We start from the raw sequence: 13,484 nt of genomic DNA, 5'->3' as shown, positions 1-13,484 counted from the left end.
TTATTCTTCCGGTTGTCGCCTGGTACCTTCATATAATTCATACTCAAGCAGGCGGCAATCCAGTTTTCCATTATAAAATTCAATTCTACGGCTGGCTTTTAAACCGATCTTCTTTGCCAGGTCAGGGTTGCCGGTAAAAATGTAGCCCCTGTAGCCGCGGCATTGCTGTTTCATGTAATCGCCAATGCGTTTGTACGTGGCTTCCAGTTTAGTGTGAACACCCAAACGCTCGCCATACTCCGGGTTAAACATTACTACGCCCGGCTGCTCCGGTACTTCCGTATCTGCAAAGTCACAAACGTTAAACTCTATCAAATGTTCTACGCCAGCAGTGTTGGCGTTGCGGCGGGCAATGTCAACCGCGTCTGCCGATAGGTCGGTAGCTATAATTTTAAAATCGATATTCTTGGTAGCTATATCTTTTAGTTTGCGGCGCTCGGTAAAAAATACCGCTTCATCATAACCCATAATGTGCATAAAGGCATAGTTCATCCTGAAAAAGCCGGGGCTTTTATTGGTAGCCAGTAAGGCTGCCTCAATAGCCAGCGTGCCCGAACCGCACATGGGGTTTATAAAAGTGCTCTTGCCATCCCAGCCTGTAGCCATAATGGTTGACGCGGCCAGCGCCTCCAGCATAGGTGCCTTGCCCGGTATTTTACGGTAACTGTGTTTGGCCAATGTTTCGCCCGAGGTATCTATAAATATCTCGGCGCGGTCGTCCTGCCAGTAAAGGTGAATCACGGTTTTGTTATTATCAGCACCGGAGTTTGGCCTGATGCCTTTTTCCTGCTTTATACGGTCAACAATGGCATCCTTCACCTTTACGTTGGCAAACAGCGGCGTACGTATATGCTCATTATTTACGTTGGAGGTAACAGAAAAGTAGCCCGAAAAATCGATAAGCTTCTCCCATTCTATCTTAACCAGCTCGTTATACAGTTCATCCGGGTTGGCGGCTGTAAACTCTTTGAGCGAATATAAAACCTGGCTGGCGCAGCGCAGGTTAAGGTTGAGGGGTATACAATCATTCACAGTGCCTTTAAGCTCGATGCCGGTTTGAAATACGCGTACAGGTGTAAAGCCTAACGCCTCAACTTCACGCTGTAAATAAGGCGAAAGCCTTTTATTGCAGGTGATAACTATTTTACTTTCGGTGTGGAAAACTTCCATATATTTTGCGAAAATAAACAATTAAATACACCTCTATTTTAATTTGTTAGCATTAACTTTACATTTTTAATTTTGAAGCATGGATATCAAAGGCAAAGTACATGAGGTGTCGCCAACCCAACAGGTGACAGAATCACTTAAAAAGCGCGAACTTATTGTTGAATATATAGAGAACCCGCAATACCCTGAATACCTTAAATTTGAAGCTATACAGGACCGTTGCAACCTGCTTGACACTGTTAAGGTTGGTGACGATGTTGAGGTTTTCTTTAACCTGCGCGGTCGCCCATGGACTGATAAAAGCGGCAAAAAAAGCTATTTTAACTCCCTGCAATTGTGGAGAATTAACGTACTAAGTGGTGCAGGTAACAGCGCTACCCCTGAGTATGCGCCACCGGTTGATCTGAGCTCAACGCCTGATGAGGACGATCTGCCGTTTTAATGGCTGATAACAAATGATATTTGAAAAGGAGCGCTTCGGTGCTCTTTTTTTTGTGCCAACCTAATCATAGGGAGACACCCCTCCTAAATCCTCCCCGAGGGGAGGACTTTTAAAATATTTTACAAAATTGTCATTTCGACGAAGGAGAAATTTGTCGCTTGGTAATGAACGCGGATAGATTTCTCGCTACCGCTCGAAATGACAATAAAATATTAAGCCTGCTGACTGGAAAAATAGAGGATGATCAGCGTGATAATAGCCAAAATCATCAGCACAAACAGCGTGATCTTGACAGCGCTTCGGTGCTCTTTTTTTGTGCCGATACATCACCTGAATGATGAAAAATTTATTGTCATTTCAAACGAGGTACGAGGAGAAATCTGTCGCTTTGTTATAAACGCGGGCAGATTTCTCCTTCGTTGAAATAACATGAAAATTTTAAGCCTGCTGGTTAGAAAAATAGAGGATTATCAGCGTGATAATAGCCAGGATCATCAGCACAAACAGCGTGATTTTGATGGCGCTGTACGGGCGTTTGCCTATTACTTCGCCGGTGCGGGCATTTACCGTGAACTGGTAAATTTTGTTGTTATAGTTATAAGCGCTTACCCAAACCGGCAGCATAATGTATTTTATACCGATGTTGTAATATTGGGTGTTATGGCTATCAATGCGTTGTTCATCACCTCCGATATCGTTGCGGATATCACTCAGAATTTCAGGTTCAATAAGTCGTTTGGCGGTGTCAAGCCCAACTTCCGGGGTGGTTTGATAGTTCTCGGATCGGAAGCCGCTCAAATAACGTTCGTCAAAATTTGTAAGTAATTGCAGATCCCAGGGCGCGAGTTCAATCAGAGTATCCTGCGGTAATGATTTACTGGAAGGCACCAATACATTATTATACTTGCCGTTCACGGTACCCGATGCATAACTCCAGCGGGTTTTACGCACCTGGCGGGTTTGGGTTTGTTGTTGCCCGTTTACCGTAGTTGTGTAGGTTTCAGTAACATAGTAATGATCGCCGCGTTCGCCTTCATAGCGCGTTACGGTATCGGCATCATAAGTCCAATAAGGCATGTAAACACCTTTAAGTGCCGATACATCAGCATTTACTTTCTTGGCCAGATCTGACGGGGCGAACCACAGGGCTTTAAGCCATTTATTGAAAAAACCGACCGCTGTTTTGGTATCAATTTTAAACGGCAGGATATAATGCGGCTTCACCATTGCCTGATTGGCGGTTGATACCACCAGCGGCGATGCGCAAAACGGACATTTATCCGCGGTTATACTTTTTTCGAGTATGGTTTCGGAGCCGCAGCCGCTGCATTTAACGGCATACAAAACAGCCGTTTGGTAAAGCGCCTTGTTCTCGGCAATATACTGCTCATAATCAAGCGATATTATGGGTGCTTCAGCCGTGTTGATCTCCTCTTCCGAGCCGCAATGGTCACAGTGTAATTTATTGCTGCCGGGCAAAAACCGGGCTGATGCACCGCAGTTTTTGCATTTAAGCAAACCATTTACTTCAGTTAATTGTGGCGACTCGGTAGGCATGGGTATTTGCTTATGGGATAATTTATCAAATTATACAATCGGCGGCGGGGTGTTGCCAAACAGGTCTGATAATTCATTAACCGATTCGGCCGGTGCCCAGTCGGCCATGCCTTTTTTCCAAACCCTGGTATCGCCACTTAATTGCTTTTGGCTGATGATGGTTTTTAACTGCTCCAGCGTAGCCGGCCCTTCAGATTCTCCGTCGATAGCGATATAATATTGTATTTCAGCCTTAATTGGCGGCGGCTCGTCATTTACCGGCGGTGCGGCATCTACATGGTTATCTTTAAATATATTGCCTACCTGCCCCATCATAGCGGCACCTACACCCAGCCCCATGCCGGCAGCACCCAGGTTGCCGCCGATGCTGTTCTCGGCTGATTTTTCAATAGCGTTAGCTGCCTGAAATTGCGCATAAGCGCCCAGGTTGCCCACAATGCCCATCTGTGTCCGCTTATCGAGCACGCTTTCCACCTCAGGCGGCAGCGAAATATTCTCCACCAATAACGAGGTCAGGATCAGTCCCATTTCTGTCAGGTCGGGCGCGATGTTATTTTTGATGATCACGCCAACCTCGTCATAATTGGCGGCAAGGTCAAGCACCGGTATTTTAGAAGCGGCTACGGTATCCATACCTCTCGATACGATAATGTTGCGCAGTTGCTCGTTTATATTCTCTACATTAAAATCAGCCCCGGTACCGGCAATCTGCCTGAAAAAGGTAGCGGCATCAGCTACCCTGAAAGCATACGAGCCAAAAGCACGCAGCCTTACCGGGCCAAACTCCGCGTCGCGCAGCATAACCGGGTTTTTGGTGCCCCATTTCTGGTTGGTGAACATGCGGGTGCTCACAAAATAAACATCAACCTTAAACGGACTTTGAAAACCATACTTCCAACCCTCAAGGGTGGTAAGTATCGGCATATTCTGCGTAGTAAGCTCGTACATGCCGGGTTGAAAAACATCGGCTATTTTACCCTGATTAACAAATATGGCCACCTGCGATTCGCGCACGGTAAGTTTGGCGCCCATTTTAATGGCGTTATCATTGCGCGGATATTTCCATATCAGGGTATCATGGGTGTTGTCAACCCATTCAATAACGTCTATAAGTTCACTTAACAATCTGCTAAAAAGTCCCATAGGTGGTTTTTTATTTTAAATGTAGTGATAAGATTTAAAAACGCGCTATTTGTTACAACTTAGGGCTGTTGTGCTTTTAATTGCTGTATGGCACGGTTGGCATTTTCCTGAGCCTTACTTATTTTATAGTCCAGCCATTTATCCTTAAATATCCGGCGCATGGTATTATCAAACCGGCGTACTAAAAATATATTGTTAAAGCCGCGCAGGCGCTCAAAAGGGCGCTCGTTAAGCATACGCAGGCTTACTGAATAACCCTCGGTAACGTACTTAATGTAATGCCAGTAGCCCGATGGCATGTACAAAGTTTCGCCGGGCTGCAACTCACACTCCCAGCCTTGCAGGTATTGCAGCGCCGGGTATTTGTTTAGATCAGGCTCGTTCAAATTAGCAATCCCATGAAAGTTAAACGGTAGTTTGTATAAAAGCGGCGATTGGTCTAACGAAAAAAGCAACACCTTTTTCACGCCCTTAAACTGCGTTAAAAATATGTGCGACATATCAATATCATAGTGGTAACGTACACTCGAACCCTCACCCCCAAAAAACATATAAGGCAGCCACGATACTATTTTACCGCCTGTCGGGTCGTTATACACCAGGTCCTTTTTCAGTTCAGGATTATGTTGCAACAGGTTGAACAGAAACAGGCGCAACTCGGCCGGGCCCGAAGCGATCATATCCAGATACGCTCCAAAAGTAGATTTCATTACCGGCGCGCTGGTGGCACGGTCATTAAACTCATCTTCGCGGCCGTATAGATTTACTCTATAATCTCCGGCTATTGCCTTAAAGTAATCATAGTCCCACTTTTGTAATGCCGGGCTGCCTTTAACAAAGCTTTTCAGGATAACCGGCGTTTTTGCCTGTAAATATAATTTTTCAAAATCGGCCCTTTCAATATCATCCACACGGGCAATTGGTTTTAGCAACATAAGTTCAAATTTACCAATTCGGGCTAATTAGCCAAGCGCATTCATAGCAAATTGATTGTACAGTAACAAAACTACCGGGTATTAAACTTTTTTTACCTGTAGCTGTATTTTATGCACCCGGAGATAAAATACATGGCCAAAAGTTATAAATCAATATACAGCGCGCTTGCCGCCAACCTGCTGATAGCGGTTACCAAATTTATTGCGGGCGGCTTTAGCGGCAGCCCTTCCATGATATCCGAAGGGGTGCACTCGCTGGTTGATACCATAAACCAGGTGCTCATTTTATACGGCATCAGGCAAAGCCATAAACCTGCTGATGCTTTTCATCCTTTCGGGTACGGTAAGGAGATCTACTTCTGGTCGTTCATTGTATCGATACTCATATTCAGCCTGGGTGGCGGTATTTCTGTTTACCAAGGCATTACGCACATTATACATGCCGGGCCACCCGGCGATCCGAAGTGGAACTATGTAGTGCTGGTTCTGTCGATGATATTTGAGGGGAGTTCGCTGTGGATAGCCATTAAGGAATTTAATAAGGTACGGGGTAACGATACCTGGTGGAATGCCATTATTAAAAGTAAAGACCCATCGAGCTTTTTGGTGCTGTTTGAGGATAGCGCGGCAGTGATCGGCCTGGCCATCGTATTGATTTTTATGGTGATAGGCCACGTTACCGGGTTGGAATATATGGATGGTGTGGCATCGGTATTGGTTGGCTTGCTTCTGATCGGTGTATCGGCCATACTGGCCCGTGAAAGCCGTAGCTTGCTGATGGGTGAGGGCATAGCTCCCGAAACTAAGGACAAGTTAAAGCGGTTTGTAGAGGCTGACCCGGCAGTGGCCAAAGTGGTCAACATCCTGTCAACCTATCAATCGCCGGAAGAAGTGGTGCTGATGCTGATGGTTGCCTTTGAGCCCGGTTTGGATACAGAAGATATTACCGATGCCATTGTGAGGTTACGCAATCGCATCAAAGAAAAATATAAACTGGTGCGCTTTGTAATAATACAGCCCAATACGATTGATTAATTATCCGTTTTGTTGGCCAGCCTGATCCATACATAAACCGGTATGCCCGCAGCCATAAACAGGAAGCCATAAAACACGGTTAATTCACCCGCGCCAATGATGCCCCACAGGCAATAAGCGAATGCGAAAACGGCGAGCAATACCGCGCCCGCCCATCCGGTTTTTATATTTTGCTTTGCCCGCATGATGATGTAGGATGCCATAGTTAGCAGATAAGGCACAAACACGGTGAATATGGATAGCAGCATTAAAAACCGGAACTGATCTACCAGCCCCTTGGTATAATTCATCGCCATAAATACCGATACCATGATGCTGTTGATCACCATGCCGACATAGGGAACATCGCGTTTATTCTCCCGGGCGAATATGGCCGGGAATAATTTATCCTTAGCGATAGATCTGGGGATCTGCCCTTGTATCAGGATCCAGCCGTTGAGCGCGCCAAAGGCGGCGATGGCTATACCCGCACTCACCCAATACCTTGCCGCTTTACCAAACATGATCTCCGCTGCATCGGCATACGGCGTGGCTGAATTAGCCAGTTTTTGAATAGGGATTATTCCCATGATACTAACGCTACCTAATAAATATATCAACGTTGCGATGCCTAAGCCTATAACGGTAGCTTTCGACACGGTTTTATCCGCATCCTCTATATCTGCCGCCGGAATGGCCGCGCTCTCGATACCCACAAAGGCGAACATGGCTAAAGTAACCGTAGCGTTTATAGCCGCGGGTATGGATGTACCGCTGTTGTTGAAGGGCAAAAAGTTATCAAACCGGATAAAAAACAAGCCGCCAATAGCGATAACCAAGAGCGGCAGTATTTTAAGCACGGTAGTAGCTAACTGTAATTTGCCCGATACCACAATGCCGCGGGTGTTGATCCACGTAAGCAGCCAGATAGCCGCCAGCCCTGTAAATATGGATGCCGTGGCGCTGCTGCCCAATGCCGGCACAAAGGCGGTTAACGCGCTAACCAGCGATATGGTGATGGCCGCATTGGCGCACGATACGGCTATCCAATAGCACCAAGCCACCAGGAAACCGGCAAAATCGCCAAAGCCGCTGCGGGTATAAGCATACGGCCCGCCCGATACCCGCGGCAGCAACTTGCTGAGGTTGCTGAACACCATTGCCAAAAAATAAGCGCCAATGGCCGCGAATACCCAACCCAGCAAGCTAATACTGCCAAATGATGCCATTGCCGACGGCATCAGGAAAACCCCCGCGCCTATCATGTTGCCGATGACCAGCGAGGTGCTCGTCCATAAACCTAATTTTTTTTTACCGGATGGGGATGAGGGCATAAAATGGTGGTGAAATTTTAAAGCAAAGTAAGGATTTTTTAACTCACCCCAACCCCCCTCGTAGGGGATACCCCTCCTAAATCCTCCCCGAGGGGATGACTTTTAAAAATTAAAATTATTTGTCATCTCGAACGATAGAGAGAGAGATCTGTCCGCGTTTATTAGTTCATTTACAGATTCCTCCTCGTACCTCGTTCGGAATGACAAAAAAATAAATAAAGCACAAACCGCAAATAACCAATCCTACCGGCATCAGGAATGCCCGGAGTAGTACAAGCTTTGCCAAAGCATAACCTTTCACCGGGCAGGACGCGGCCGGCAGGTTATTCGCTGTTGTTTGGTTTTTTATTGGTGCTCATGAGATCGCTAACGCTAAGTTTTCTTGGTTACTTTCTTTTGTCTGCACAAAAGAAAGTAACAATTACTGACGCTTCAATAAAGTACATCCCGATGCTCATGAGCACTGTCAGTAATCATAAAGCGCTTCTCTTTTATTAATCATTGAAATCAATACCTTTACCTCACTATGATCATCGTTATACAGTGCCGCGACCGGGTAGGGTTGGTGGCTTCTATATCGGCTTTAATGGCCAGGCATCAATACAATATCATATCATTAGGCGAGCATGTTGATGTTGCCGAAAACCTGTTTTTCATGCGTCTTGAGGTTGACGGTAACACTGCCGATAACACCGTGCTTGAGCAGAAACTTTACGAAATTTTACCAGCGGAGGCCATAGTGAAAATTAACCCCCGGCCTGATAAAAAAATAGTAGTGCTGGTTACCAAGGAATACCATTGCCTGGCAGATATTTTAGTGCGAAATTATTTTGGTACACTTGGGGCTACCGTTCAATGCGTTATCGGTAATCATACTGTTTTGGCCGATGTTTGCCGCAGGTTTGATATCCCTTTTCACCATGTAAGCTATGAAGGGCAAACTAAGCAACAAGCTGAGGAGCAGATCACCGCGCTGGTTCAGCAAAGCAACCCGGATTATGTGGTGCTGGCTAAATTCATGCGTATTCTGTCGCCCGCGTTTAATAGCCTGTTCCCCATGCGGATCATCAATATACACCACTCCTTTTTACCTGCCTTTGTAGGTGCCAGCCCGTACAAGCAAGCGTTTGAGCGGGGGGTAAAATTAATAGGGGCGACGGCACATTTTGTATCCAATGAGCTGGATGAGGGGCCAATCATCGCGCAGCAGATCATCCCGGTTAACCACGGCTACACAGCAACTGATATGGTAACCGCCGGCAAGGAAGTTGAAACATCGGTGTTAGCCAAAGCGTTGAAGCTGGTGTTTGACGACAGGGTATTTGTGTATAATAATAAAACGGTGGTGATAGAGTGATGCCTCGCCACGGGGGGAGGGGTTTGAATCTAACCTAACTTGTCATTTCGACGAAGGAGAAATCTGCACGCGTTGATAGCAAAGCGACAGATTTCTCCTTCGTCGAAATGACAAAAAGTATAAGCAACCTACAACCCTTTTACAAACTCCCTTATCGCTGCGCCGGGGTCTTGTTCTTTCATAAAGTTTTCGCCTATTAAAAAGCCGCTGAAACCGGCCTGCTTTAAATCCTTGATTACCGCAGTATTGCTGATGGCACTTTCAGATACTTTTAGAAATTCATCGGGTATGTGTTTCGCTAACCGGAACGAAGTTTCAACGGATACGGTAAAGTCGGTCAGGTTGCGGTTGTTTACGCCGATGGCATCCAGTTTGGGATGGATGCTGCGTTCCAGTTCTTCCAGGTTATGCACCTCAAGCAGTACGTTTAGGCCGATGCTTTTGGCCAGGGTAGCAAAGGTGTCAATTTCGGCAGGGGTAAGTATGGCGGCAATAAGCAGTATTACATCAGCACCCATGGCCTTGGCTTCTATCACCTGATACTCGTCAATCATAAAATCCTTACGCAGGATGGGGATGTTGTTAAGCATACGTGCCCGCTTTACATCCACCTTTTGCCCCATAAAAAACTGACTGTCGGTTAGCACGGATAAGGCCGATGCCCCGGCAGCCGCATAGGCGGTAGTAACCTGCTTAACGGTAACCTTATCGTTTATAATGCCCTTTGATGGCGAGCGTCGTTTAAACTCAGCGATAATGCCGGTACGGTCCGGTGCTAACAAAAACTCCCGGAACGAATAGGTTTCACGGTTAAAGTACTCAGCTTCTTCCAGCTTGGTGTAGGACACACGGCTTTTGGCGCGCGCCACTTCTTTACGCTTGTTCGCTACAATTTTATCAAGTATGGTCATGTAATCTTGTTATTGAATTAAATGTCTGCTACCGCAACTGCTTCTGCCACTAATCAGGCTCCCAACCAGTTCTTCAGCATTTCTTTACCGTATTCCGTCAGTATGGATTCCGGGTGAAATTGTACCCCGCGCACATTGTATTGTTTGTGGCGCAAGGCCATAACCGAGTTATCCTTGTCGTCAACAGCCGTAACGGTAAGGGTATCGGGTAGGTCATCGTTATTAACCACCCATGAGTGATAGCGGCCCACGTTAAAGCTTTGCGGCAAGCCGATAAATAAAGGCTCCTGCGCATCAGTAACCGTTATAGGCGTAGCAATGCCGTGCATAGGCTGTTTCAGGTTTGAGAGCGAGCCGCCAAATACTTCCGCAATGGCCTGCTGACCAAGGCATACGCCAAAGATACTTTTGGTAGGCGCGTAACGCTCAATCACCTGCAACAGCAAACCCGCCTCGGAGGGTATGCCCGGCCCCGGCGAAAGGATAATATGATCGAACGCATCAACATCCTCCAGCTTAAACTGGTCGTTACGCCATACCTCGCACTGCAAACCTATCTCGTTCACCAAATGCACCAGGTTATAGGTAAACGAATCATAGTTATCTATTATCAGGATGCCCCCCGGCCCCCTAAAGGGGGAGGTATTTGCGGCGTTATTATTTGTTGTACTCATGTGTCTTTAAATTTTACTCCCCCTTTAGGGGGCCGGGGGGCTTCTATAGCTCTTCCGCCAGTTCAATCGCCTTGCGTAAGGCGGCAATTTTGTTATTCACCTCATTTAGTTCACTCTCCGGTACCGAGCCGGCTACAATGCCTGCGCCCGCCTGGTAGTGCAAGGTGTTATTTTTGCTCAGGAAAGAACGGATCATGATGGCATGATTAAAATCGCCGTTAAAGCCTAAGTAACCTATTGCGCCGCTGTAAAAGCTGCGTTTTATATTTTCGTTTTCATCAATAATTTCCATCGCGCGGTATTTCGGCGCGCCGCTCAAAGTACCTGCCGGGAAGGTATCGGCCACAATTTTAAATGCGGATACACCCTCATGCAGCTTGCCGCTCACGTGCGATACCAGGTGGATCAGGTGCGAATAGTATTGCACCTCTTTAAAGGCTTTTACCTCCACCTCACCGCAATGGCGGCTCAGGTCGTTACGGGCCAAGTCAACCAGCATTACGTGCTCGGCTGATTCCTTAGGGTCGTTTTTCAGGCTTAATGCCAGTTCTGCATCCTTAATATCATCGCCGCTACGTTTAAAGGTGCCCGCTATGGGGTAGATGCTGGCCACACGGTTTTTAATGGTGATCTGTGCCTCCGGCGATGAGCCGAAAATGCGGAAGTCCCCAAAATCAAAATAAAACAGGTAAGGCGATGGGTTGATGGAACGCAACGCACGGTAAACGTTAAATTCATCACCTGTAAACTCCTTAGAGAACGCTCTCGACGGAACGATCTGAAAAACATCACCACGGTAAATATGCTGCTTCATCTTCTCCACAATGGCGATGAATTGCTCGTTGGTCAGGTTTGATTGCTCGTCGGCCTTGCTTTGAAAATTATATTCCGGGAAGTTCTTGTTCTTGATCAGGTATTCTACCTTTTCAATACCGCCGTTGGTAGCGCCGCCCTCCACCTGGTTATGGAAAATGTATAGCTCATTCTTAAAATGATCTATTGCGATAATGTAGCGGTAAACATTGTACTGCATCTCCGGTATCTGGCGAATATCATTCTCAACCTGTTTTAGCTTAATGGTTTCAAAATGCTCAACCGCCTCATGCGTAAAATAGCCGAACAAACCGTTCGAGATGATCTTACCTAAATTCCCTTCCGTTTCAAAAACCGATAAAAAATTGTTGATCTGCTCAATCAGTTCAAATTGGCCCGGCTCAAAAACCTGCTTAGTATCATCGGGGTACCTTAGTTTAAGCTCACCTTTATTAAGCACCAGCCCGGCAATAGGCTCGCAGCACACATAGCTCATGCTGTTTTCGCGGCTATGGTAGTCGGAGCTTTCAAGCAGTAGCGCGTTGGGGTAAACATCGCGCAGGCGCAGGTAAATGCTCACCGGTGTGGTGGTATCGGCAAGTAGTTTTTTATGCTTAGTTACAATTTTAAAATTCTTCATGCGTTAAATCCATAATAAACAAAAAGCCCGCCGAATGAGTGAATTCGCCGGGCCTTATTTAGGTTTACAATTGGTTAGTAGTTGATCAATACACTATCCGGCTGCCAAAATTAAATGGTGCCACCAGTTGTTTAAAAGTGTGATTTTGATCATAATGTGAGGCAAATTTAGAAAGAAATTTGATTTGACCAACTTTTTGTAAAATTTTTAAGACGTCATACCAAATAATCCGCGTTTGCTTTGAATTATTGCTACTACGATAATCAAAATCGCCAATCCAAAAAATATCGCTATGGTTCTGTGTTTGCCTTGCGGCAGGGTGATCTTTTTTGCTTTGCTGTTACCAATGGTGATCAATACTATGGCGAAAAGCATCATTACCACGTGTTCCATTGTCCAGTAGCGGGTTTCAGCGTTCTTCATGGTCTGGCTGGTAAACTGCACAAACGGACTCAGAAAGTATAATATCAACCCGATTAAGAATTGTATGTGTGCCGATATCAGCGCGAATACGTTAAGCTTGCGGCTGCCTTCGGTATAGGCTTTATTGCCAAACCAACCTAAAAAAGCGTTAATAACCGCTGCCACTACCAGTAGTAACACAATATACCTGAAGCCCGAGTGAAGATGTTTAATGATGCTGTAAAGTTCCATAAGGGAATAATATTTTTTGTACGAAGATAAGCAACATTAAAAGAAAAGCGGGATTGAGAATTACATATAAGAAGAACTATAAATATTTATCAAAATGGTTGTATAATCGATTTGAATTTTGTAGATATTTATATTATTTAAAATATAAATATGAGTATTCCATTTAAGTCACCCGCTTTTAAAGATGATGCTTTCAATTGTCCTATGTGTAGCGCTTATGCAGCACAGCAATGGTATATGGCTTATTACGTAGAAGAAGGTCATGGATATGTAGATGTTAATAATACGTTTTTTTGCTATTGTGTTCATTGCAATAATTTTTCTCTTTGGCATAATGAAAAATTAATAATTCCTCAACATGGTAATATACCACCTGCATCATTAGACATGCCAGACGATGTTTCGACTCTATATAATGAAGCTAAGTCAATAGTTAATCAATCACCAAGAGCGGCAGCGGCATTATTAAGACTAGCCATTGAGAAATTGTTTACTTATATAAGTAAAGAAAAGGGATATAGCATTAATAGCGATATAGCCAAGATGGTGAAAGAGGGTCTACCTGTAAAAATTCAAAAAGCTTTAGACATTTTAAGGGTTGTAGGAAATCACGCTATTCACGCAGGGCAAATAGATTTTAATGATGATAGTGGTATTGCTACTCAATTATTTGCGATATTAAATTTTATTACAGAATCTATGATTACACAGCCTAAGGAAATCGATATATTGTATAATAGACTTCCTCAGAAAGACATAGAAACCATCGAGAAGCGAGATTTACCTAAACCATAATTTCGAACTTTAATTTAGTAAACTAATTTGCGCCGTGCGGGTTAT

The 13,484-nt window shown here is 45.2% G+C and carries 13 protein-coding genes; 4 read left to right on the top strand and 9 right to left on the bottom strand.

The window, feature by feature from the left end:
* Positions 1–1,170 carry a THUMP domain-containing class I SAM-dependent RNA methyltransferase gene (locus tag AC3WJC_RS15450; RefSeq protein ID WP_492400023.1) on the bottom strand — a complete coding sequence of 390 codons (1,170 nt, stop codon included), beginning with the start codon at positions 1,168–1,170 and terminating at the stop codon, positions 1–3.
* A gap of 79 nt (positions 1,171–1,249) precedes the next feature.
* Here AC3WJC_RS15450 and AC3WJC_RS15445 point away from each other — a divergent pair, with 79 nt between their 5' ends.
* Positions 1,250–1,612: a DUF3127 domain-containing protein gene (locus AC3WJC_RS15445; protein ID WP_492400022.1), complete on the top strand. Its 363-nt coding sequence runs from the start codon at positions 1,250–1,252 to the stop codon at positions 1,610–1,612.
* A 438-nt stretch (positions 1,613–2,050) separates the two neighbouring features.
* Here the strand turns inward: AC3WJC_RS15445 and AC3WJC_RS15440 are convergent, their stop codons facing one another.
* Genes AC3WJC_RS15440 through AC3WJC_RS15430 form a run of 3 tightly spaced genes read right to left on the bottom strand, consistent with a single transcriptional unit; the run spans position 2,051 to position 5,247 of the window.
* Positions 2,051–3,169 carry a TFIIB-type zinc ribbon-containing protein gene (locus AC3WJC_RS15440; RefSeq protein ID WP_492400021.1) on the bottom strand — a complete coding sequence of 373 codons (1,119 nt, stop codon included), beginning with the start codon at positions 3,167–3,169 and terminating at the stop codon, positions 2,051–2,053.
* Positions 3,170–3,199: 30 nt separating this feature from the next.
* Positions 3,200–4,312 (bottom strand): SPFH domain-containing protein, encoded by a 1,113-nt coding sequence (locus AC3WJC_RS15435; RefSeq protein WP_492400020.1) that lies wholly within the window; start codon positions 4,310–4,312, stop codon positions 3,200–3,202.
* A gap of 59 nt (positions 4,313–4,371) precedes the next feature.
* Entirely contained in the window at positions 4,372–5,247 is an 876-nt protein-coding gene (locus AC3WJC_RS15430; protein WP_492400019.1) for a cupin-like domain-containing protein, read from the bottom strand.
* A gap of 132 nt (positions 5,248–5,379) precedes the next feature.
* Here AC3WJC_RS15430 and AC3WJC_RS15425 point away from each other — a divergent pair, with 132 nt between their 5' ends.
* Positions 5,380–6,282 (top strand): cation diffusion facilitator family transporter, encoded by a 903-nt coding sequence (locus tag AC3WJC_RS15425; protein ID WP_492400018.1) that lies wholly within the window; start codon positions 5,380–5,382, stop codon positions 6,280–6,282.
* On the opposite strand, the gene AC3WJC_RS15420 is transcribed toward AC3WJC_RS15425, so the two are convergent.
* A complete protein-coding gene (locus tag AC3WJC_RS15420) occupies positions 6,279–7,595 on the bottom strand; it encodes an amino acid permease (RefSeq protein ID WP_492400017.1) in 1,317 nt (438 codons plus the stop codon). The genes AC3WJC_RS15425 and AC3WJC_RS15420 overlap by 4 nt on opposite strands.
* Before the next feature lie 526 nt (positions 7,596–8,121).
* Between AC3WJC_RS15420 and purU the strand changes: the two genes are divergently transcribed.
* Entirely contained in the window at positions 8,122–8,952 is an 831-nt protein-coding gene (purU, locus tag AC3WJC_RS15415) for a formyltetrahydrofolate deformylase (protein ID WP_492400016.1), read from the top strand.
* A 128-nt stretch (positions 8,953–9,080) separates the two neighbouring features.
* Here purU and trpC read toward each other — a convergent pair whose 3' ends face one another.
* The 4 genes from trpC to AC3WJC_RS15395 all read right to left on the bottom strand — a co-directional run bounded on the left by trpC (position 9,081) and on the right by AC3WJC_RS15395 (position 12,644).
* Positions 9,081–9,863, bottom strand: coding sequence for an indole-3-glycerol phosphate synthase TrpC (gene trpC / locus AC3WJC_RS15410; RefSeq protein WP_492400015.1), 783 nt, complete (start codon positions 9,861–9,863; stop codon positions 9,081–9,083).
* 53 nt (positions 9,864–9,916) lie between these two features.
* Positions 9,917–10,537, bottom strand: a complete 621-nt coding sequence (locus AC3WJC_RS15405) for an anthranilate synthase component II (protein WP_492400014.1) — start codon at positions 10,535–10,537, stop codon at positions 9,917–9,919.
* 43 nt (positions 10,538–10,580) lie between these two features.
* Complete coding sequence (locus tag AC3WJC_RS15400; protein ID WP_492400013.1) at positions 10,581–11,990, bottom strand: anthranilate synthase component I family protein; 1,410 nt, start codon at positions 11,988–11,990, stop codon at positions 10,581–10,583.
* Positions 11,991–12,197: 207 nt separating this feature from the next.
* On the bottom strand, positions 12,198–12,644 hold the full coding sequence (locus tag AC3WJC_RS15395) for a cytochrome B (protein ID WP_492400012.1): 447 nt from the start codon (positions 12,642–12,644) through the stop codon (positions 12,198–12,200).
* A gap of 150 nt (positions 12,645–12,794) precedes the next feature.
* On the opposite strand from AC3WJC_RS15395, the gene AC3WJC_RS15390 reads away from it, so the two are divergent.
* Positions 12,795–13,439, top strand: coding sequence for a DUF4145 domain-containing protein (locus AC3WJC_RS15390; protein WP_492400011.1), 645 nt, complete (start codon positions 12,795–12,797; stop codon positions 13,437–13,439).
* The last annotated feature ends 45 nt before the right edge of the window (positions 13,440–13,484 follow it).

The organism is Mucilaginibacter sp. FW306-07-L (genome assembly GCF_058782065.1).
The sequence above is the reverse complement of the archived record's forward strand: the minus strand, read 5'-3'. Positions and strand labels throughout refer to the sequence as shown.

What these genes read in the sequence shown, in the direction of transcription:
- AC3WJC_RS15425 (WP_492400018.1), top strand. Translation starts at nt 5,380, where the DNA reads ATGGCCAAAAGTTATAAATCAATATACAGCGCGCTTGCCGCCAACCTG.
- AC3WJC_RS15395 (WP_492400012.1), bottom strand. Translation starts at nt 12,644, where the DNA reads ATGGAACTTTACAGCATCATTAAACATCTTCACTCGGGCTTCAGGTAT.
- AC3WJC_RS15450 (WP_492400023.1), bottom strand. Translation starts at nt 1,170, where the DNA reads ATGGAAGTTTTCCACACCGAAAGTAAAATAGTTATCACCTGCAATAAA.
- AC3WJC_RS15440 (WP_492400021.1), bottom strand. Translation starts at nt 3,169, where the DNA reads ATGCCTACCGAGTCGCCACAATTAACTGAAGTAAATGGTTTGCTTAAA.
- AC3WJC_RS15430 (WP_492400019.1), bottom strand. Translation starts at nt 5,247, where the DNA reads ATGTTGCTAAAACCAATTGCCCGTGTGGATGATATTGAAAGGGCCGAT.
- AC3WJC_RS15400 (WP_492400013.1), bottom strand. Translation starts at nt 11,990, where the DNA reads ATGAAGAATTTTAAAATTGTAACTAAGCATAAAAAACTACTTGCCGAT.
- AC3WJC_RS15390 (WP_492400011.1), top strand. Translation starts at nt 12,795, where the DNA reads ATGAGTATTCCATTTAAGTCACCCGCTTTTAAAGATGATGCTTTCAAT.
- trpC (WP_492400015.1), bottom strand. Translation starts at nt 9,863, where the DNA reads ATGACCATACTTGATAAAATTGTAGCGAACAAGCGTAAAGAAGTGGCG.
- AC3WJC_RS15435 (WP_492400020.1), bottom strand. Translation starts at nt 4,312, where the DNA reads ATGGGACTTTTTAGCAGATTGTTAAGTGAACTTATAGACGTTATTGAA.
- AC3WJC_RS15420 (WP_492400017.1), bottom strand. Translation starts at nt 7,595, where the DNA reads ATGCCCTCATCCCCATCCGGTAAAAAAAAATTAGGTTTATGGACGAGC.
- purU (WP_492400016.1), top strand. Translation starts at nt 8,122, where the DNA reads ATGATCATCGTTATACAGTGCCGCGACCGGGTAGGGTTGGTGGCTTCT.
- AC3WJC_RS15405 (WP_492400014.1), bottom strand. Translation starts at nt 10,537, where the DNA reads ATGAGTACAACAAATAATAACGCCGCAAATACCTCCCCCTTTAGGGGG.
- AC3WJC_RS15445 (WP_492400022.1), top strand. Translation starts at nt 1,250, where the DNA reads ATGGATATCAAAGGCAAAGTACATGAGGTGTCGCCAACCCAACAGGTG.